Genomic DNA, 18858 nt, shown 5'->3' with positions numbered 1-18858 from the left:
CCCCGCAAGACAGAAACGGGACGGGGCAGGGCAATGTGCCGATGGGCCGCCTATATCGGGGCGCCGATCTTTCTGGAAGATATTGTCAGCAAGCCGGGGCATTCGCTGGTCCGGCAATCGCTGGGGGCACAGCGCTGTCTGACGCCGGTGAATGCGGATGGGTTCGGTCTGGCCTGGTATGCGCACCGCCCCGAACCGGGGCTTTACCGCGATGTCATGCCGGCCTGGTCGGATGCCAATCTGGCCAGTCTGGTCAGCAGCGTGCGCTCGGGCTTGTTTATGGCGCATGTGCGGGCGGCAACCGGGACCGCGACCAGCCGCAACAATTGCCACCCCTTCGTCGTTGGCCGCTGGAGCTTTATGCATAACGGCCAGTTCGGCGGCTATGGCGACTGGCGCCGTCATGCCGAACAGCTGATTCCCGATGACTATTACGGCTTTCGGCGCGGCGCCACCGACAGCGAGGCGCTGTTTCTGGCGGCGCTGGGGGCCGGTCTGGACGATGACCCGCGCGCGGCGCTGGAACGGGCCACGGCACGGTTCGAGGCGGCGGCCCGCCAGCGCGGCAGCCTGCCCTATGTGCGCCTGACTGCGGCGTTTTCGGATGGCCGGCGCCTGTATGCCGTCCGTTACGCCAGCGACGATGCCGCGCCGACCCTGTATCACCGCTGGTCGGCCAGCCGCCGCGGGTGGGCTGTGGTCTCGGAACCGCTGGAGCAGGACGAATCCGACTGGGTCGAGGTTCCGGCGGGCAGTTTCTGCACCTTTGACGGCGACACGGTGCAGCTTGCCCCTTTTACCCCCGACCCGCAGCAGGAGGCCGCATGACCGACGACGCCACCCGACATGCCGAAAAAAAAGCCCGCATCAAGGCCGCGCGCGACAAGATGATGGAAACCAAAACCGGCGAAAAGGGGCTGATCATCGTCCATACCGGCCCCGGCAAGGGCAAGTCATCGTCGGGTTTTGGCATGATCATGCGGGCCATCGGCCATGACATGCCCTGCGCGGTGGTTCAGTTCATCAAGGGCGCGTGGGACAGCGGCGAGGCCCGGCTTCTGCGCACGCATTTTGCCGATCAGTGCCAGATTTATGTGATGGGCGAGGGGTTTACCTGGGAAACCCAGGACCGCGACCGCGACATCGCCGCCGCCCGCCGGGCCTGGGACAAGGCCAAGGCGCTGATCCTTGACCCGACAATCCGGCTGGTGCTGCTGGACGAGATCAATATCGCGCTGCGCTATGACTATCTCGACACCGCCGAGGTGGTCGATTTCCTGCGCAACCACAAACCGCCAATGACCCATGTCATTCTGACCGGTCGCAATGCCCGGCCCGAGGTGATCGAGGCCGCCGATCTGGTCAGCGAGATCGCCGCCGTCAAGCACCCTTTCCGGGCTGGCATCAAGGCACAGCCCGGCATCGAATTCTGAAGGCCGCCGCCCTCAGGCCAGCATCCGGTCGCGCCAGACATATTGGGCGATGCTGTCGCGGCGGATGCCCATTTGTGCCAGTTCGGCATCGCTCAGCGCCGCCAGCGCGTCGATTCGGTCCTGACGCGAAGCGCGATACAGAAAACCCGCATACCAGCGCGACAGCCGCGCCATAAGCGCCGGACGGGGCAGGGTGGTATGTGCCAGCGTGGTGGTGAACATGGCCATGGGAGGCTCCTTATAAAGTCAGCATTTCTTACCTTGTAAGGTAAGCGTTGCTGACCAATATGGCCATTGCTGATGCTGCATTGCAGCAATGCGCGTCGTGCAATGCGCGCACCGGAGTCGGGCAAGGCCCGCACCGGAGTCGTGCAATGCACGCGCTGGGTGTCGGGCAAGGCCCGCGCTGGGGCCGGGCAGTGCACGCGCCGGCATCGTCTCCGAAAGCCGCTTTCCCCGACGCGCGCAGCCTTGTATAGAGGTCGGCGGCAACCGGAAAGGGAAGTGACTTATGGCCAATGTTGTGGTGGTCGGCGCCCAATGGGGTGACGAGGGCAAGGGCAAGATCGTTGACTGGCTGTCTGAACGCGCCGACGTGATCGCGCGCTTTCAGGGCGGCCATAATGCCGGCCACACGCTGGTCATTGGCGAAACCGTTTACAAGCTGTCGCTGCTGCCCTCGGGGATCGTGCGGCCCGGCAAGGTCGCCGTGATCGGCAATGGCGTGGTTCTGGACCCGTGGGCGCTGTTTGCCGAAATCGACAAGCTGGCCGCGCAGGGGGTTCAGATTGACACCAGCAACCTGATGATCGCGGAAAACACCCCGCTGATCCTGCCGCTGCATCAGGATCTGGACCAGCTGCGCGAAAACGCGGCGGGCAATGCCAAGATCGGCACCACCGGGCGCGGCATCGGCCCTGCCTATGAGGACAAGGTCGGCCGCCGCAGCATCCGCGTCGCGGATCTGGCCGATGACGAAACGCTTGAGGCGCGTCTGGACCGCCTGCTGGCCCATCACGACGCGCTGCGTCAGGGGCTGGGGGCCAGCGCCATTGACCGCGCCGCGCTGAAAGCCAGATTGCAGGACATCGCGCCCAAGCTGCTGGCCTATGCACAGCCTGTCTGGAAGCTGATGAACGATGCCCGCAAATCGGGCAAGCGCATCCTGTTCGAAGGCGCACAGGGCAGCCTGCTGGACATTGATTTCGGCACCTATCCCTATGTCACCAGCTCGACCACCATGTCGGGTATGGCGGCGACCGGCACCGGCATGGGGCCGTCCTCGATCGACTTTGTTCTGGGGATCGTGAAAGCCTATACCACCCGCGTTGGCGAAGGCCCGTTCCCGACCGAATTGCAAGATGCCGATGGCCAGCGCCTTGGCGAACGCGGCCATGAATTCGGCACTGTGACCGGGCGCAAGCGCCGCTGTGGCTGGTTCGACGCGGTGCTGGTGCGCCAGACCTGCGCGATCTCGGGGGTGAATGGTATTGCGCTGACCAAGCTGGACGTGATGGACGGGTTCGACACCATCCGCATCTGCGTGGGTTATGAAATCGACGGCACCCGCTATGACTATCTGCCCACGGCGGCGGCGTTGCAGGCGCGGGTCACCCCCATCTACGAAGAGATGGAGGGCTGGCAGGACTCGACGCAAGGGGCGCGGTCCTGGGCCGATCTGCCAGCGGCGGCGATCAAATATGTCCGCCGCATCGAAGAGCTGATCCAGTGCCCGGTGGCGCTGTTGTCCACCAGCCCCGAACGTGACGACACCATCCTTGTCACCGACCCCTTCGCTGACTGATCCGATGCAGGTGCTGCTGATTGACGGCCATCCTGATGACGACCGGCTGTCGGCACATTTGCTGGATGCCTATGCTGCGGCGCTGCCCGCGGGCACCGGGGTAACGCGTCTGGCGCTGCGCGACCTGCGCTTTGACCCCGTGCTGCACAGGGGCTATCGCGCCGCGCAACCGCTGGAACCCGACCTTTCGGCGGCCACGCAACAGCTGCTGGCCGCCGATCACATCGTTCTGGCCCACCCGCTGTGGTGGGGGGCGGAACCAGCGCTGGTCAAGGGGTTTTATGACCGGGTGTTTCTGCCCGGCACCACCTTTCGGTATCACGACTCCGATCCGTTCTGGGACGGGCTGCTGAAGGGGCGCTCGGCCGATCTGCTGGTGACGCTGGACACGCCGGAATTCTGGCTGCGCCTGCGTTTTGGCAACCCGTTTGGCCGGCGGATGCGGCATCAGGTCTGGGGCTTTTGCGGCGTCGCGCCTTTACGCACCCGCTATTTCGGGCCGGTGCGGCGTGGCGGCGCGGCCAAACGCATGGCGGGGTGGCAGCGGCAGGTGCAACGGCTGGCGCAAAGCAGCGCTGGCCTGGGACAGGGAAGAAAAGCATGACGTTGAAAAGCCGCAAACGCTGGTCGCTGGTGATCCTGCTGATCGGGATGCCGCTTTATATCGTGGTCGCGGTGACGCTGATGAACTGGCTGGAGCGCAGCTTTGGACGCCTGCCGATCTGGGCTGAGCTGCTGGTCTATATCGGGCTTGGGTTTTTGTGGGCGATCCCGTTTCGCCGCGTGTTTCGCGGCATCGGCCGGGGCGAGGACGGGGCGGACGCATGACCCCGCTGATCCGGTCGCGTCAGGGCGTCACCCTTTTGGGGGGCGCGCCGGTCGCGGCCGATGATCTGACGCTGGCTCTGGACCATGCGCCGGTGCTGGTTGCGGCGGATGGCGGGGCAGACCGGGCGCTGGAACTGGGTCATATGCCCCGCGCCGTGATTGGGGATCTGGATTCCCTTTCGGAACGCGGACGTTCGCAGGTTGCCGCGATCCACCACATCCCGGAACAGGACAGCACCGATTTCGAAAAGGCCCTGTCGCGCATTCAGGCCCCCTTTGTCATGGCCGCCGGTTTCGCCGATGGCAGGATGGACCACATGCTGGCGGCTCTGTCGGTCATGGCGCGGCGCATCGGCCCGCCCTGCGTCATGCTGATGCCGCAAGAGATATGCTTTCTGGCCCCCGCCCGGCTGGAACTGCCGCTTGCACCGGGCACCCGCGTGTCGCTGTTCCCGATGGGTCCGGTGCGCGGCACATCGCGCGGTTTGCGCTGGCCGATCGACAAGATCGAGTTTTCCCCTGCGGGACGGGTCGGCACCTCGAATCAGGCAACCGGGGGGGTCGAACTGGCCTTGGACGGGCCGATGCTGGTGATGCTGCCGCGTGACTGCCTGTCACTGACCCTTGCCGCCATCCGCAGCTGAGGGCGGGTGGGCCGGGCCTCCGGCGGGGGTATTTCGGCAACGAAGAAACCGCCGTGCTTCTTCGTTGTCCAAATACCCGGCGGCGTTTCAGCCGGGTGCGGCGATCAGGCCCCCCAGGTCCGTTCCAGCAGGCTGACCCAGTTTTCATGCGCGATCTTGCGCAGCAGCGCCTGATCATAGCCATGTGCCTGCATGGCGGCGATCAGCGCTTGCAGGTTGGCGACGCTGGCCAGATCGGCGGGCATGGTCGCGCCGTCATAATCGGACCCCAGCGCCACGCCATCCGGCCCCAGCTTTTCCAGCAGGTAATCCAGCTGCCGCAGCATTGGCCCGAAGCCGCTGAACGGGTGGCGGCTGCCATCCGCGACAAGGAAATTCACTGCAAAGTTCAGCCCGACCAGTCCGCCGCTGTCGCGGATAATGTCCAGTTGCCGGTCGGTCAGGTTGCGCGAGCTGGGGCAGAGGGCATGGGCATTGGAATGGCTGGCCACCAGCGGCGCATCGGACAGGCGGGCAATATCGTCAAAGCCCTTTTCGTTCAGATGCGACAGGTCCAGCATGATACGCAAGCGGTTGCAGGCGCGCACCAGATCCTTGCCCATCGCCGTCAGCCCGTCGCCGGTATCGGGCGAGGCCGGGAAGGCGAAGGGCACCCCATGCCCCCAGACCGTGCTGCGCGACCAGACCGGCCCCAGGGATCGCAGGCCCATCGCGTGCCAGACATGCAGGGCGTCGATATCGCGGATCGGCTCGGCCCCCTCCATATGCATGATGGCGGCGATCTGTCCGGCCTGCATCGCGGCGCGAATGTCCCCGGCGCTGCGGCAGATGCGCAATCCGCCCGCCCGTTCCATCGCCATCAGCTGAGCGGCCTGTTCGAAGCCCTGCGGCAGGGCCTCGGCCAGCGGAACCTCGCGCGGCAGCGGCACGGCATAGGGCGGGGCGGCCATGGCGGCCTTGTATCCGCCGGGAATGTCGTTTTCCGCCATCGGCGTCCAGATCGCGAAGAACCCGCCGGCAAAGCCGCCCTGACGCATCCGCGGCAGGTCCAGATTGCCGGTGCCATCGCCCGTCAGCCACAGCCGGTCACGGTCCGGCCCGGCGGCGACCATGCGTTGCAGGAAATCATTATGGCCGTCGAATACCGGAATCATGCCTGCCCCCTTGTCATTCCGGGGTCAGTCTGGACCCGCAGGCCCGCCGGGGCAAGCACTTGCACCGCGCGCAAAACATGGCAAGCTGGGGCAAAGCCAGCCACAGCACGCGAGGACAAGATGCCCGATATCCGCCCCGGTTTCGACGGCCAGACCGTCATCTGCACCTTCGAGGTCACCCCCGGCACGGTTCAGGATGTGCTGGACGCCTTGCAGGATGCCTATCGTCAGGTGATCAGCCGCCAGCCCGGCTATGTCGCCGGTGCCATCCATGTCAATGACGCGCAGACCCGCATTGCCACCTATTCCCAGTGGCGGGCGCGCGGCGATTATCAGGCCATGCTGCGCACCCCCGAGATGCGCGAGCGTAACCGCGCCATCCACGCCATGTGCAAAAGCTTCGAGCCGGTGATGTACGAGGTCGCCTCGGTCCATGACAGCGGCGGGCAGATGCATTAGGCCGCAGCCCCTGTTGCCCGATAAGCCTTGCGCGGGCGCCCTGGATATGCTGCGATGCAGCAGGCAGAGGGGGTGCGCATGGCCGGACAGATCATCACCGTGGCACAGCAAAAGGGCGGGTCGGGCAAGACCACGCTGGCGGTCAATCTGGCCGTGGCCCTGCGCGGGCGCGGCTTTACCGTGGCGCTGGTCGATACCGACCCGCAGGGCAGCCTTGGCCGCTGGTTCATCGAACGGCTGGAAACCCGCGGCGCGGATGAGGGGATCGAGTTTTCGACCTCCTCTGCATGGGGGGCGTCTTATGAATCGGACAAGCTGAAAAAGCGGTTCGATTTCGTCATTATCGACACCCCGCCCAAGATTGACAGCGATCTGCGCCCGGCGCTGCGGGTGGCCGATCTGGTGCTGGTGCCGGTGGCGGGCAGTCAGGTCGACCTGTGGGCGACCGAGGGGGTTCTGGACCTGTCGCATCGCGAAAGGCGGCCCACCCTGCTGGTGCTGAACCGCATCCGCCCCAATACCCGTCTGGCCGAGGATGTCGCCGCGCAGGCCGCCGGTCTGGATGCCGATCTGGCGCAGACGCGGCTGGCCAACCGCGTCACCTATGCCGAGACGCTGGGGCTGGGGCAGGGCGTGGCCGAGTCGCGCAACAAGCCCGCGCAGGACGAAATCGCCGCCCTTCTGGACGAGGTTCTGGCCCGGCTGTGACCGGCCCCACGGCGCGTGGCCCCGGTGCCCCACGGCGCGTAACACAGGCGCGGCCTGCGTCAGCCCCGGCGGCCTGAGACCGGCGTCAGCGAGGGTCTGCCGCACAGAAGGCTGGCGGGGGGCCTGACGGACGGGCCTTCGCGCGGGGGCGGGTGTCACCGCAGGCCGAAATCGGCCAGTTCGCGGGCCAGTGCGGGGGGCAGGGTGTCGTCCTGTTCGCGCCCCTCGGGCAGGTCGGGCGGTGCGTCGCGCGCGTCCAGATAACGCCAGCCCTGAAAGGCGCGGCGCGGGGTGGCGGCGACCGGCACGATCTGGCGGTCCAGCATCAGCGCGCAGCGGCGGATGCCATCGCTGCCGATGCGTTCCTCCAGCCCGATCAGGCGTTGCCGGGCCAGCATCACCCCTTTGAACACCCAATACAGGCTGCCGCCGTCCAGCAGCTCGGCCTCGCGCTTGGGCCACATGCGGGTGACATGCTGTGCCGGGGCATTGCCAAAGCGCTGCTGCTGCCAGCGCGCCAGTTCGGCGGGCGAGCTTTCGCCCACGCAAAGTTTGATCAGATTCAAAGCACCGCTCATGCCCGGCAAGATATGGCTGCCGGGCGGGGGCGACAAGGCCCGGCCCCTAGCGTTCGGTCAGTTTCAGCTCGATCCGGCGGTTCTGCGCGCGGCCCTGCGCCGTATCCGCGGTCGAGACCGGGCGCGTATCGGCAAAACCCGCCGCCGTCACCCGTCGCGCCGGAAAGCCCAGATCGTCGACCATGTAACGCAGCACCGCCAGCGCGCGGGCCTGCGACAATTCCCAGTTGTCGCGATACCGCCCCTGACCCGACAGCGGCACATTGTCGGTATGGCCGTCGATGCGGATGATCCAGTCGATCTCGGGCGGGATGTCGGCAGCGATGGTGTCCAGCATCTGCGTGACATTGCGGATCTGCGCCTTGCCGGCATCCGACAGCGTGGCCTCGCCAAGGCCGAACAGCACCTCGGACGAGAATACAAAGCGGTCGCCCACCACCCTGACCCCCTCGCGTCCGGCAAGGATCTGGGACAGGCGGCCAAAGAATTCGGACCGATAGCGCGCCAGATCCCTGGCCTCGGCCTCGGCTTTCTGGCGGGCCTCGGCCTCGAGTGCGGCGCGTTTCTGTTCGGCCTGCGTGGCCCGCAGCAAGGCGGCGTTCAGGCGCTGACCCAGATTTTCGATCTGCGTATCGGCCTCGGCCTGCGCGCTGTCGCTGATGTCCAGCGCCGCTTTCAGGTCACCAAGCTGTGCGCGCAGATCGGCCACCTGTTCGTTCAGCGCCGCCACCCGGCGCTGTTGGGTGACGGTCTGGCTTTCCTGCGCATTCAGCCTGTCACGCGCCAGCGCCAGCAGGGCGACCTGTTTGTCAGACTCGGTCAGTTGGGCGGCCAGATCGGCCTGCGCCGCGTCGCGGGCGGTTTTGGCGGCGGCCAGCAGGGTCAGCGTTTCCTCGGCCTGTTTGCGCTGTTCGTTCAGCGCCAGCGTGGCCGCGGACAGTTCGGCCTGACTGTCGGCCAGTTTGTCTTGCAGCGCCTGCGCGGCGGCGGCCTCGGCGGCGCGGGCGGCCTGCTCATCATCCAGCGCGGCCTGCGTCTGCGCGCCCTTGCGGCGCAGATCGGCGGTCAGGGCCTCCAGCGCCTCGCGTTTGGCGGCGGCCAGACGGGCGGCCTCGGCCTGGGCGTCGATCTCGGACCGGGCCTGCGCCAGCGCGGTCTGCGCCGCAAGGGTGGCGGCGGTCTGGTCGGCCAGCCGCCCGGCCAGATCATCGGCGCGCCGTTGCGACCCGGACAGCGTATCGGACAGATCCGCGATTTCGCGCCCCAGCGCCCCAAGCTGGTCCTGCTGCGCGTCGATGCGGTCGCGCAGCACCGATTGCACCACCATGAAAATGGTCAGCACGAACATCAGCACCATCAGCAGCGCGGTCATCGCATCGACAAAGCCCGGCCAGACCGCGGCTGAAAGCCGGTTTGCGCCGCGCCGGTCAAGCGCCATGATCGCCCCCCAAAGCGCGGATATCCTGTTGCAGGATCGCCAGATCGGACCGCAATTCGGCCATCATATCGGCACGGGCGCTGGCGTTTTCTTCCAGCATCCGGCCGATCTGGTCGTCGATGGACCGCAGATGCATCCGGGCCTGCGCATCCTCGGGCGGGCGACCGGCCAGTTCGACAAGCTGCGTGACCCGTTCCCCGATGGCCAGCAGTTGCGCGCGGGTCTGCGCGTCGGCGGGCGGGTGGTCGCCCTGTTCCACCAGCCGCGCCAGACGGTCGTGAATGGCCTGCAACTGTGCCCGTTCCGGCGCCGGTTGCGCGGCCCGATCAACCAGCCGGTTCTGGCCCGCGACCAGTTGCGCCAGCGCGTCAGTCAGCGCCTGATGCTGACCGGCCTGCACCGCGGCCTGCTGTTCAAGCATCCGGGTCAGACCGGTGACGCCGCGTGCCACGACAAGGGCGCGTTCATCGGCGGCGATGGCCTCTTGCTCGCGCAGGTCGTCGCGTTCGGCGTAGAACAGCTGCAAATTCTGGGTCTGTTCCGCCAGCTGGTCCAGAAAGGCGGCAATGGCGTTGTGGTCCACACCCTCGCCATCCGGCCCGGCAAGGCTGATGCGGGTAAAGCCCGACATCCATTCCTCAAGCTCGCGGAAAAAGCGGTTCTGGCCGTGGGTCACGAACAGTTCCAGCAGGCCCACGATCAGCGACCCCGCCAGCCCCAGAAGCGAGGACGAGAACGCCGTGCCCATGCCGCCAAGCTGTGCCTCTAGACCGGTCATCAGCTTGTCAAAGACCTCGATCCCGGTTTCGCCCTCGGCCGGGGCAAGGGCGCGGATGGTTTCGACCACGGCAGGGACGGTGGTGGCCAGCCCGTAAAACGTGCCAAGCAGGCCAAGGAAAATCAACAGGTTGGCGACATAGCGGGTGATATCACGGGCCTCGTCGATGCGGGTTTCGACCGAATCGAGGATCGAGCGCGCCGACCCGGTCGAGATCACCCCCGACAGCGGCCCCCGCCGCCCCAGCAGCGCCGCCAGCGGTGCCAGCAGCCGGGGCGCGGTGTCGGGGTCATCATCGCTGCGCGGTGCGATGCCGTTGGACAGCGCGGCCTTGCGGCGGGCGGCGAAACGCTCGATCCAGCTGACCGAGGTCACAAGCTGTGCCACCTGCCAGAAACAGGTCAGCACCCCCAGCGCGAACACCGCCAGAATGGCGCCGTTCAGCCACATATTCGCGGCAAAGATCGGCCAGATCCGGCCATAGGCCAGCACAGCCCCGGTGCCCACCAGCGCCAGAACCACCAGCATCAGAAGGATCTGGCGCACCGGCTGGGAAAAATGCGGATGATCCAGCCGCGCGCGCGGTGTGCCGTCGCGGCTGGCCGACAGGCGGCGCGGTGCGGTGCTGTCAGCGGCGGCGCCACGGGCGTTGTCGGGCGGGCTGGCCTGATCGGGCGGGTCTGATGCGGCCTGGCCCGGGGTGGCTGCGCCGGGGGCGGTTTTGCCGGGGGTGGTCTGGTCTGGGTTGCTTTGGCTCGGGTCGGTCTGGTCGGTCACAGGCTGTCCCCTTGGGTTGGTTTGCCGTGATGTTAGGCCCCAGGGCCCGCGCTGCCAAGCGCCGATCCGCCGCAGGCCGCGTCAGCCCGCCAACAGCGCGCGCACCCGCGCCGCCAGATCGTCCAGCGCCGGGTCGGGCAGGCCGATTTCCGCCAGATGCATGGCGGTATTGAACAGGTAATCGCAATTCGGCCCGCGCCCGCCGTGCGCCGCGGCGATAATGCGCGCCTGTTCGGCCATGTCCAGATCGCCGGCATATTGCCAGTGATCGGTGCGCATCACATAGGCGATCGCCCGCACCTGCCGCCCGTCGCGCAGGCGCAGCGGCAATTCGGCCTCGGAATAGGCATCGGTCACCAGTTCCCGCGCCCGCAGATCGGCCAGCGTCTGCGGCCAGTCCGCCTGCGCCACCCGCAGCGCCAGCCCGTCGCACCAGTGCCGCGCATCCGGGTCCAGCCCCAGCACCAGTCCGGGCTGATCGGGCGTGCCGCGATGTTCGACCGAACGCAGACAGAATTTGCGCGCATAACCGTCCAGCCGCGCCAGCGCCTGTTCCGCCACCGGAAAGCCGGGGTCCCAGATCAGCGATCCATAGGCGAAAACCCAGTGTTGCGTGCTCATGCTGTCCCCTTTCCCTTTGCTGTCGGATACGTCACCATGCGCGGCGGGAAAACCCGTGACGTGCCGGGAAGGGCGGAATATGCGCAAATTGCTGTGGGTTTTGGCGGTTCTGGCGGCGCTGATCGCCGCGGGCTGGTATCTGGCCGAGGGCTGGCTGGCGGGGCGGGTGCAGCGTGAACTGGCAAACCAGCCGCAGATGCGGGTCGCCGCTGTCAGCCCCCTGCGCCAGCTGTCGCGCTTTGGCCTGCGGCTGGAAGCTCTGGCGCTGGCAGGTGACGGGGTGCAGGTCGATATGCCGGAACTGGATGTCTGGGCCACGCCGTGGTGGGTGGGCAGTATCAATGCCGCGCTGCCACCGGAATTTCGCGCCGGGCCTGCGGGGGCCATGCTGCCGGTCAGCCTGACACAGGGGCAGGCCGGGGCCTATTTCTCGCCCTTGCATGGGATGGCGCTTGGCCGGGCACGTCTGACGCTGGATAATGTGGCGGTTGCGGGCCGTCCTGTCATCGGCAAGGGCGATGTGTCGGCGCGGCTGGTCGGGCTGGGGGGCGATGCGCCACGCGCTGCGCGGGCCAGCTATGCGCTGCGGCTGTCGGTTCAGCGGCTGGCACTGTCCAGCCTGACAGGCACCGGCGGGCCGGGGCTGCCGGGCGAAAACCTTGGCCTGTCAGGCCCGGTGATGGTCTGGCTGGATGCCGCACCGGGGCGCGGGATGCTGACCGGCACCGCAACCCGGCCCGGACTGGTCGGGTTTGAAAGCCGCGATGGGCTGTCGGTGACGCTGGACGATTTGTCGGCCGTGATCCGTGGCCGGGTTCAGGCCGATGCGGCGGGCTTCGCGGCTGGCCAGGCGATGATCTATACCCGCGATGCGCGGGCGCTGATCGCGCGGCTGGTCGCGGCGGGGTGGGTTGGGCAACGCGCCGGCCTGTTGGCGGGGGCGGCACTGACCGGCATTGGCAGCGCCGGGCCGGTCAAGGGCGACCCGTTCCCGCCCGCGCAGGACGGTGAAATCCGCCTGCCGCTGACCTTTGCCGATGGTCAGGCGCGGCTGGGACCACTGCCGCTGGGGCCGGCGCCCCGCCTGCGCTGAGGGCGCGGACCCGGTCACCGACAGCCCTGACACAGACCCCCGCGCGATCAGCCGGTGGTCAGTTCGCCCTGCGCACTTAACAGCGTCCGTCCCCCCAGATAGGGCGCCAGCGCATCCGGCAGGCGCACCGAGCCATCGGCCTGCTGGCCGTTTTCCAGCACCGCGATCAGCGTGCGCCCCACCGCCAGACCCGAGCCGTTCAGCGTGTGGACGAAAACCGGCTTGCCCTGCGCCTCGGGGCGATAGCGGGCGTTCATCCGCCGGGCCTGAAAATCGCCGCAATAGCTGACGCTGGAAATCTCGCGATAGGTGTTCTGGCCGGGCAGCCAGACCTCGATGTCATGGGTGATCTGCGCGCCAAAGCCCATATCGCCGGTGCACAGCGCAACGGTGCGATAGGGCAGGTCAAGCGCCTCCAGCACGGCCTGCGCGCAATCGGTCATGCGCTGATGTTCGGCCAGACCGTTTTCGGCATCGGTGATGCTGACCATCTCGACCTTCTCGAACTGGTGCTGGCGCAGCATCCCGGACGTGTCGCGCCCGGCGCTGCCCGCCTCGGACCGGAAACACTGGCTGTGCGCCACCATCCGGCGCGGCAGATCAGCTGCATCCAGAACCGCGCCGTTGACGGTGTTGGTCAGCGTCACCTCGGCGGTGGGGATCAGCCACCACCCCTCGCGGGTCTGATAGCTGTCTTCCCCGAATTTCGGCAATTGCCCGGTGCCAAGCATCATCTCTTCCAGCACCAGAACCGGGGTCCAGGTTTCGGTCAGGCCGTGGCGGTCGACATGCAGGTCCAGCATGAACTGTGCCAGCGCGCGGTGAATGCGCGCCACCGCACCGCGCAACAGCACAAAGCGGCTGCCCGACAATTTGGCGGCGGTTTCGAAATCCATGCCGGGCCTGACGCCTGCGATCTCGAAATGCTCGCGCGCGGGGAAATCCAGTTGCGCGGGGCTGCCCCAGCGGCGGATCTCGACATTGTCAGTTTCGTCCGCGCCATCGGGCACGCTGTCCAGCGGCAGGTTGGGAATGGTCATCAGCAGATCGGTCAGCTGCCGGTCCAGATCGCCCGCCTCGGCCTGCATCGCGGCCACGGCGGCCTTCTTATCGGCCACCAGCGCACGCAGATCCGCAAAGGCGGCGTCGTCACCGCGCGCCTTGGCGGCGCCGACCTCTTTGCTGGCGCGGTTCTGTTCGGCCTTTGCGTCCTCAGCTTCATTGATACGCGCGCGCCGCTGCGCATCCAGCGCCAGCACCTGCGCCGAGACCGGATCGGCCCCGCGCCGCGCAAGGGCGGCGTCAAATCCCTGGGGGTTTTCACGAATGGCGCGGATATCGTGCATGGCTTGGCCTCATCTCGAAATTCGCTTTTGCCATAACCGATGCGACGGCCTCTGGAAAGGCCGGGATCGGACCGGGATCGGACAGGGTGGGGGCGGCAGGTCTTCTGCGTTGTGCAAATACCCCGGGGGAATGGCCGTCAGGCCATGGGGGCGGCGCCCCCGAAGGGCGCTCAGACCTGATGCCGGGGCTGGGAGGATGGCCGGGCTGTAAGGCCCGCGACGCGACGGCCCGCCCGCGCGCGCAGGGGTCAGCCGGGACAGAACATCTCGACCATCATGGCCACCACCTGCGCGGCGCGCGGATCGGCCACGCGATACAGCCGTTCCTTGCCATTGCGGCGGCAACTGACCAGGCCTTCGGCGCGCAGCCGCGCCAGTTGCTGGCTGACGGCGGCCTGACGCTGGCCCAAAAGCTGCTCCAGCTCGGTCACGCTGCGCTCGCCCTTGGACAGATGGCACAGGATCATCATCCGGCCCTCATGCGCCAGCGCCTTCAGAAAGCCCGCGGCCTCGCCGGCGCGGCGGGTCATTTCGGTCATGTCGCCCGCCTCGGCCAGCGGCAGGTCCGGGTCGGGAAAGGCCGATGTGGGGTTGTGAATCATGGGTTGGGTTCTTTCATGGGTTGGCGCGCGATCCCGCGCTGTCCAGCAGCGCGTCCAGCCGGCGGTAAAAGCTGTCCGGCCCGGCATAGCCCTCGATCCGGCCGACTTCCTGACGGTCGCGCAGCAGGATGAAGGTCGGGGTCACGACGGGGCGGGCGGCCAGCACCAGCCCGTCGGGCCACGGCCCGTCAAACGCCACGACCGACAGCGGCGCCCGGCGCGCGGATGCGCGGTGATGATAGCTGTGTCCGATCTGGGTCTTCCAGCGCTGGCAATGCGGACAGCCGGGCAGGTCGACCATCAGCAGGGTCAGCCCGCGACGCGCCACCGGGCCTGCACCGGGCAGCGCAGTCGATGGCTGACGCCCCGGTGCTGTGGCCGCAATCGCCTGTGCCGTGGCCTGTGTGCCTGCCCATCCGGTCGCACCGATGGCGGCCAGACAGCACAAACAGGGGGTGAAAAGCCAGCGCGGCGGCATGAAGGCGGGGGACCTGTCAATCGGACAATATTGTGAAATGCTAATGTTTGCGGTCGCTTTTTGCAAGCTTGCCCGCCGCGACAGGACGCCGCCGCGGCCCTGATGGGCGATGGGGCGCTTGTTCACGGGCCGATCCCGGCTTATCCCTTTGGCAGCACAGGTGAAGGGGGCAGGATGACACAGACCGGCACGACCCAGCTTGCCGCGCGTATCGCCGGTGGCGACCGCCGCGCGCTGGCCCGCGCGATTACGCTGATCGAAAGCACCCGCGCCGACCACCGCGAACAGGCGGTGGCGCTGCTGGATGCGCTGCCGCCGCGTCAGGCGCTGCGGATCGGGCTGTCGGGCACCCCCGGCGTCGGCAAATCAACCTTTATCGAGGCCTTTGGCCTGATGCTGACCGCGCAGGGTCTGCGGGTGGCGGTGCTGGCGGTCGACCCCAGTTCGGCGCGCTCGGGCGGGTCCATCCTGGGCGACAAGACCCGGATGGAACAGCTGTCGCGCGACCCGAACGCCTTTATCCGACCCAGCCCCAGCCGCGCCCATCTGGGCGGTGTCGCGCGGCGCACGCGTGAAACCATCCGCCTGTGCGAGGCGGCGGGCTTTGACGTGGTGCTGATCGAAACCGTGGGGGTGGGCCAGTCGGAAACGCTGGTGGCCGATATGTCGGATCTGTTCGTGCTGTTGCTGGCGCCTGCGGGGGGCGACGAATTGCAGGGCGTCAAACGCGGGATCATGGAAATCGCTGACCTGATCCTGATCAACAAGGCCGATGGCGACCTGAAGGCCACAGCGACGCGCACCGTGTCCGACTATGCCGGGGCGCTGCGGCTGTTGCGCAAACGCGCCGGTGACCCGGATGATTTCCCCAAGGCCATGGCGGTGTCCGCGGTCGAGGGGCAGGGCCTGGAACAGGCATGGGGCCAGATGCGGCTGCTGTCGGACTGGCGGCGCAAGAATGGCTTTTTCGACCGCCGCCGCGCCGATCAGTCGCGGCACTGGTTCGAATCAGAGCTGCGCGAAGGCTTGCTGGCCCGGCTGTCGGCCCCGGCGGCGCGCGCACAGATGACCCGGCTTGGCGACCGTGTCGCGGCGGGCGATCTGGCCGCCGTCACCGCCGCGCAGCACATGCTGGACTGGCTGGGGCAGGGCGAATGCGGCGGCGCCGGGGGCGTGTCGGCAAACGCGAAATAAACGCCCGATTTTGCGGCGCATCCGCAGGCGGTCCGGGGCATAATTCACCCATGACACACGCATCTGACCTGTTCGGCCTGCCCGACCCCGACACGCTGTATTCTGCCCTGCTGGCCCGCGATCCCCGATTCGAAGGCCGCGCCTTTGTCGGTGTGACCTCGACCGGGGTTTTTTGTCGCCTGACCTGCCCGGCGCGCAAGCCGCGCCCGGAAAACTGTCGCTGGTTCAGCCGCGTGGCCGAGGCGCTGGAGGCCGGTTTCCGCCCCTGTCGCCGCTGTCACCCCCTGTCCACGCAGGCCGAGGGCGACCCGGTGGTGCAGCCGCTTCTGGCCGCGCTTGAGGCCGATCCGCTGCGCCGATGGCGTGAAGGGGACCTGACCGCGATGGGGCTTGACCTGTCGACCGTCCGCCGCGCCTTTCGCCGCCATTTCGGCATGACGTTTCTGGAAATGGCGCGGCTGCGGCGGCTGCGGGCCGGGGTGCAGACGCTGCGCGATGGCGGCCCGGTGATCGCGGCACAACTGGATGCGGGGTTCGATTCGGCCAGCGGATTTCGCGCCGCCTTCAGCCGCCTTCTGGGGCATCCGCCGCAGGTGATGACCGGCGCCGCGGGGCTGTGGGCCGACTGGCTGGATACGCCGCTGGGGGGCATGATCGCGGTGGCCGACCGTCACGCGCTGCACCTGCTGGAATTTGTCGGGCGCAAGGCGTTACAGACCGAATTGCGGCGGCTTTCGGCGGGTGCGGGCGGGCGGATCGGGCTGGGGCGCACCGCCATCACCGACCGGGTGCAGGCCGAACTGGCGGCCTATTTCAGCGGCGCTTGCGCCGGTTTCACCGTGCCGCTGGCCCTGCATGGCACGCCGTTTCAGCGTCAGGTCTGGGACGCGCTGCGTGCCATCCCGCCCGGCCAGATCCGCAGCTATGGCGATCTGGCCCGCGCGCTGGGTCAGACCGGCGCGGCGCGGGCGGTGGCGCGGGCGAATGGGGCGAATCAGATTGCGATCATCATCCCCTGCCATCGGGTGATCGGCGCCGATGGCGGCCTGACCGGCTATGGCGGCGGGCTGTGGCGCAAAGAGGCGCTGATCGCGCTGGAACAGCGTCTGCCCGCCCCAGCGCCGACAGCGCCGCCCGCACCCCGGCAGTTCATTCAGGCAGGTGATGTGCCGGGGCGCGCGAAAAACCCCTGATTTTGCGCAAAACCGGGGTCTGGACGCTTGACGCAGGCGGGCAAAACGCGTAACCACCTGCGAACGGTATTCCGGGCGCTGCCTCGCGGCGCCCTTTCATATTCAAAAGGGCGGCCTCGGCCCCCGGAACTGCAACGAAGGAAAATCACCATGTCGCGCGTTTGCGAACTGACCGGCAAGGGCCCGATCACCGGCAACAATGTCAGCCACGCCAACAACAAAACCCGTCGCCGGTTCCTGCCGAACCTGAACGACGTGTCGCTGATGTCGGAAAAGCTGGGGAAAACCTTCTCGCTGCGGATCTCGGCCTCGGCGCTGCGCTCGGTCGATCACCGTGGCGGGCTGGACGCCTTCCTGGCCAAGGCCAAAGATGTCGAGCTGTCGGACCGCGCCCTGAAAATCAAGCGCGAGATCGAGAAAGCCTGATCCGCCACTGATTCGGCGGCTTTCACCGCCCTGCGAAACCCCGCCATCCGGTGGGGTTTTTGCGTTTGCAAGACGGGGCTTGTTCCACCATGGGGCGGGGGCTGCGACGGGCGGCAATTCAGGCGCAGGCCCCGTGCCGGTGATCCGACAGCAAGCGTATCGTCGCCATGATGGGGCGGGCGTGCCAATTTCTGCGGTTGCTGGCGGTGACCCTGCGCCGTTGATGCCCCCGGCACCGTGACATCCCCGGCGTGGCGCGGGCTTGCGGCGGGTCAGTCAGCCTTTTTCCTGATGCGCGCGGGCTGTCCCTTTGCCCCGCGCGACCGGCCCCGTGGCCGCGCCTGATTGGCGCGACAAAACGGCGCTGGTATGCGCGGGCAAGCTGTCCTATCCTGCCGTTATGAAACGTCCCTTGCTTCATCTTGCGCTGGTGCTGCTGCTGGTCCTGACCGGACAAAGCTATGCCGCCGCGCGTGGTCAGGTGATGCAGGGACAGGAGATCATCCTGTGTTCCGGCACGGTTCTGACCGTCACGGATCAGGGCGGCGACCCCCACGTTCATCTGTGTCCGGATATGGTCCTGTCATTGATGGCAGGCCAATCGTGGGAACCCGATCTGCCCGAGGCTGATGCCGTCCCCCGGCTTTTTGTCCCTTCTCGGCCGGTTCTGCACAGCCTGTCCCATCCGGTCCTGCGCCGGTTCGCCCGCGGCCCGCCACTGGGATGAGGGTTCCCCTCTCGCATCATTGATGCATCGCAGATCAGACAAACGCAGACCCGACACAGGATATCCCATGAAAACGCTGACGATTGCGGCCATTGCCGCGCTGCTGCCCATGGCCGCCATGGCCGAAACCCAGGTAACCGTGACCGACGCCTATGCGCGCGGCGCCAACCCCAAGGCCGGTGCGGCCTTTATGACCTTTCACAACCCCACCGACAAAGACTGTCAGCTGGTCGCCGCCCACAGCGACGTGTCGATGAAGACCGAGCTGCACACCCATAAAGAGGTCGACGGCGTCATGCAGATGCTGCGTGTCGACGAGGGCTTTACCATCCCCGCCAAGGGCGAACATGCGCTGGCGCGCGGTGGTGACCACGTCATGTTCATGGGCCTGAAATCGCCGCTGGAAAACGGCCAGCAGGTGCCGGTGACGCTGGATTTCGGTGATTGCGGCAGCATGGATCTGACCGTCACCGTCGATAACGACCGTCAGCCGATGAAAGGCATGATGCACGGTGACATGGGTCACCAGCATGGCAAGCCGATGGGCAAAACCAACTGAGGGGGCATCCGCCGCCGC

General features: G+C 67.3%; 23 protein-coding genes. 14 read left to right on the top strand and 9 right to left on the bottom strand.

Going from position 1 to position 18858, the window contains the following annotated elements; genetic code table 11:
- Positions 1-33 precede the first annotated feature (33 nt).
- Positions 34-828 (top strand): class II glutamine amidotransferase, encoded by a 795-nt coding sequence (locus tag ACFXP9_RS08220; RefSeq protein ID WP_397206666.1) that lies wholly within the window; start codon positions 34-36, stop codon positions 826-828.
- Positions 825-1433 (top strand): cob(I)yrinic acid a,c-diamide adenosyltransferase, encoded by a 609-nt coding sequence (gene cobO / locus ACFXP9_RS08215; protein WP_397206668.1) that lies wholly within the window; start codon positions 825-827, stop codon positions 1431-1433. Before ACFXP9_RS08220 ends, cobO begins: the two co-directional genes overlap by 4 nt.
- A gap of 12 nt (positions 1434-1445) precedes the next feature.
- Here the strand turns inward: cobO and ACFXP9_RS08210 are convergent, their stop codons facing one another.
- On the bottom strand, positions 1446-1661 hold the full coding sequence (locus ACFXP9_RS08210) for a hypothetical protein (RefSeq protein WP_397206670.1): 216 nt from the start codon (positions 1659-1661) through the stop codon (positions 1446-1448).
- Between the two features lie 283 nt (positions 1662-1944).
- Between ACFXP9_RS08210 and ACFXP9_RS08205 the strand changes: the two genes are divergently transcribed.
- Genes ACFXP9_RS08205 through ACFXP9_RS08190 form a run of 4 tightly spaced genes read left to right on the top strand, consistent with a single transcriptional unit; the run spans position 1945 to position 4709 of the window.
- Entirely contained in the window at positions 1945-3237 is a 1293-nt protein-coding gene (locus tag ACFXP9_RS08205) for an adenylosuccinate synthase (protein ID WP_397206672.1), read from the top strand.
- Between the two features lie 4 nt (positions 3238-3241).
- Positions 3242-3841 carry an NAD(P)H-dependent oxidoreductase gene (locus ACFXP9_RS08200; protein WP_397206674.1) on the top strand — a complete coding sequence of 200 codons (600 nt, stop codon included), beginning with the start codon at positions 3242-3244 and terminating at the stop codon, positions 3839-3841.
- Positions 3838-4065: a DUF2842 domain-containing protein gene (locus ACFXP9_RS08195; RefSeq protein ID WP_397206675.1), complete on the top strand. Its 228-nt coding sequence runs from the start codon at positions 3838-3840 to the stop codon at positions 4063-4065. Before ACFXP9_RS08200 ends, ACFXP9_RS08195 begins: the two co-directional genes overlap by 4 nt.
- A complete protein-coding gene (locus ACFXP9_RS08190) occupies positions 4062-4709 on the top strand; it encodes a thiamine diphosphokinase (RefSeq protein ID WP_397206677.1) in 648 nt (215 codons plus the stop codon). Before ACFXP9_RS08195 ends, ACFXP9_RS08190 begins: the two co-directional genes overlap by 4 nt.
- A 104-nt stretch (positions 4710-4813) precedes the next feature.
- On the opposite strand, the gene ACFXP9_RS08185 is transcribed toward ACFXP9_RS08190, so the two are convergent.
- Positions 4814-5863 (bottom strand): dipeptidase, encoded by a 1050-nt coding sequence (locus ACFXP9_RS08185; RefSeq protein WP_397206679.1) that lies wholly within the window; start codon positions 5861-5863, stop codon positions 4814-4816.
- 120 nt (positions 5864-5983) lie between these two features.
- Between ACFXP9_RS08185 and ACFXP9_RS08180 the strand changes: the two genes are divergently transcribed.
- Both ACFXP9_RS08180 and parA read left to right on the top strand, forming a co-directional pair.
- Positions 5984-6322 (top strand): antibiotic biosynthesis monooxygenase family protein, encoded by a 339-nt coding sequence (locus tag ACFXP9_RS08180; protein WP_397206681.1) that lies wholly within the window; start codon positions 5984-5986, stop codon positions 6320-6322.
- Between the two features lie 78 nt (positions 6323-6400).
- On the top strand, positions 6401-7030 hold the full coding sequence (gene parA, locus ACFXP9_RS08175) for a ParA family partition ATPase (protein WP_397206683.1): 630 nt from the start codon (positions 6401-6403) through the stop codon (positions 7028-7030).
- 155 nt (positions 7031-7185) lie between these two features.
- Here the strand turns inward: parA and ACFXP9_RS08170 are convergent, their stop codons facing one another.
- The 4 genes from ACFXP9_RS08170 to ACFXP9_RS08155 form a co-directional block, all read right to left on the bottom strand.
- Positions 7186-7608, bottom strand: coding sequence for a DUF1489 family protein (locus ACFXP9_RS08170; protein ID WP_397206685.1), 423 nt, complete (start codon positions 7606-7608; stop codon positions 7186-7188).
- Positions 7609-7654: 46 nt separating this feature from the next.
- Complete coding sequence (locus ACFXP9_RS08165) at positions 7655-9046, bottom strand: peptidoglycan -binding protein (protein WP_397206687.1); 1392 nt, start codon at positions 9044-9046, stop codon at positions 7655-7657.
- On the bottom strand, positions 9036-10601 hold the full coding sequence (locus ACFXP9_RS08160; protein ID WP_397206689.1) for a hypothetical protein: 1566 nt from the start codon (positions 10599-10601) through the stop codon (positions 9036-9038). The genes ACFXP9_RS08165 and ACFXP9_RS08160 overlap by 11 nt, the downstream gene beginning before the upstream one ends.
- A gap of 81 nt (positions 10602-10682) precedes the next feature.
- A complete protein-coding gene (locus ACFXP9_RS08155) occupies positions 10683-11222 on the bottom strand; it encodes a gamma-glutamylcyclotransferase (RefSeq protein ID WP_397206691.1) in 540 nt (179 codons plus the stop codon).
- Positions 11223-11301: 79 nt separating this feature from the next.
- Between ACFXP9_RS08155 and ACFXP9_RS08150 the strand changes: the two genes are divergently transcribed.
- On the top strand, positions 11302-12315 hold the full coding sequence (locus ACFXP9_RS08150) for a DUF2125 domain-containing protein (RefSeq protein ID WP_397206693.1): 1014 nt from the start codon (positions 11302-11304) through the stop codon (positions 12313-12315).
- 47 nt (positions 12316-12362) lie between these two features.
- On the opposite strand, the gene serS is transcribed toward ACFXP9_RS08150, so the two are convergent.
- From serS to ACFXP9_RS08135, 3 genes are all read right to left on the bottom strand, one after another.
- Positions 12363-13661: a serine--tRNA ligase gene (gene serS / locus ACFXP9_RS08145; protein ID WP_397206695.1), complete on the bottom strand. Its 1299-nt coding sequence runs from the start codon at positions 13659-13661 to the stop codon at positions 12363-12365.
- Positions 13662-13909: 248 nt separating this feature from the next.
- On the bottom strand, positions 13910-14263 hold the full coding sequence (locus ACFXP9_RS08140) for an ArsR/SmtB family transcription factor (protein ID WP_397206697.1): 354 nt from the start codon (positions 14261-14263) through the stop codon (positions 13910-13912).
- Between the two features lie 13 nt (positions 14264-14276).
- Positions 14277-14741, bottom strand: coding sequence for a thioredoxin domain-containing protein (locus tag ACFXP9_RS08135; RefSeq protein ID WP_397206699.1), 465 nt, complete (start codon positions 14739-14741; stop codon positions 14277-14279).
- Between the two features lie 174 nt (positions 14742-14915).
- On the opposite strand from ACFXP9_RS08135, the gene meaB reads away from it, so the two are divergent.
- The 5 genes from meaB (at position 14916) to ACFXP9_RS08110 (ending at position 18840) form a co-directional block, all read left to right on the top strand.
- On the top strand, positions 14916-15935 hold the full coding sequence (gene meaB, locus ACFXP9_RS08130; protein ID WP_397206701.1) for a methylmalonyl Co-A mutase-associated GTPase MeaB: 1020 nt from the start codon (positions 14916-14918) through the stop codon (positions 15933-15935).
- A gap of 50 nt (positions 15936-15985) precedes the next feature.
- On the top strand, positions 15986-17128 hold the full coding sequence (locus ACFXP9_RS08125; RefSeq protein WP_397206703.1) for a bifunctional transcriptional activator/DNA repair enzyme AdaA: 1143 nt from the start codon (positions 15986-15988) through the stop codon (positions 17126-17128).
- A 150-nt stretch (positions 17129-17278) separates the two neighbouring features.
- A complete protein-coding gene (gene rpmB / locus ACFXP9_RS08120; RefSeq protein WP_397206705.1) occupies positions 17279-17554 on the top strand; it encodes a 50S ribosomal protein L28 in 276 nt (91 codons plus the stop codon).
- A gap of 412 nt (positions 17555-17966) precedes the next feature.
- Positions 17967-18281 carry a hypothetical protein gene (locus ACFXP9_RS08115; RefSeq protein ID WP_397206707.1) on the top strand — a complete coding sequence of 105 codons (315 nt, stop codon included), beginning with the start codon at positions 17967-17969 and terminating at the stop codon, positions 18279-18281.
- A gap of 67 nt (positions 18282-18348) precedes the next feature.
- Positions 18349-18840: a copper chaperone PCu(A)C gene (locus ACFXP9_RS08110; RefSeq protein WP_397206709.1), complete on the top strand. Its 492-nt coding sequence runs from the start codon at positions 18349-18351 to the stop codon at positions 18838-18840.
- Positions 18841-18858: the final 18 nt, after the last annotated feature.

This window comes from Paracoccus jiaweipingae, assembly GCF_044335505.1.
Lineage (GTDB): Bacteria > Pseudomonadota > Alphaproteobacteria > Rhodobacterales > Rhodobacteraceae > Paracoccus.
The sequence above is the reverse complement of the archived record's forward strand: the minus strand, read 5'-3'. Positions and strand labels throughout refer to the sequence as shown.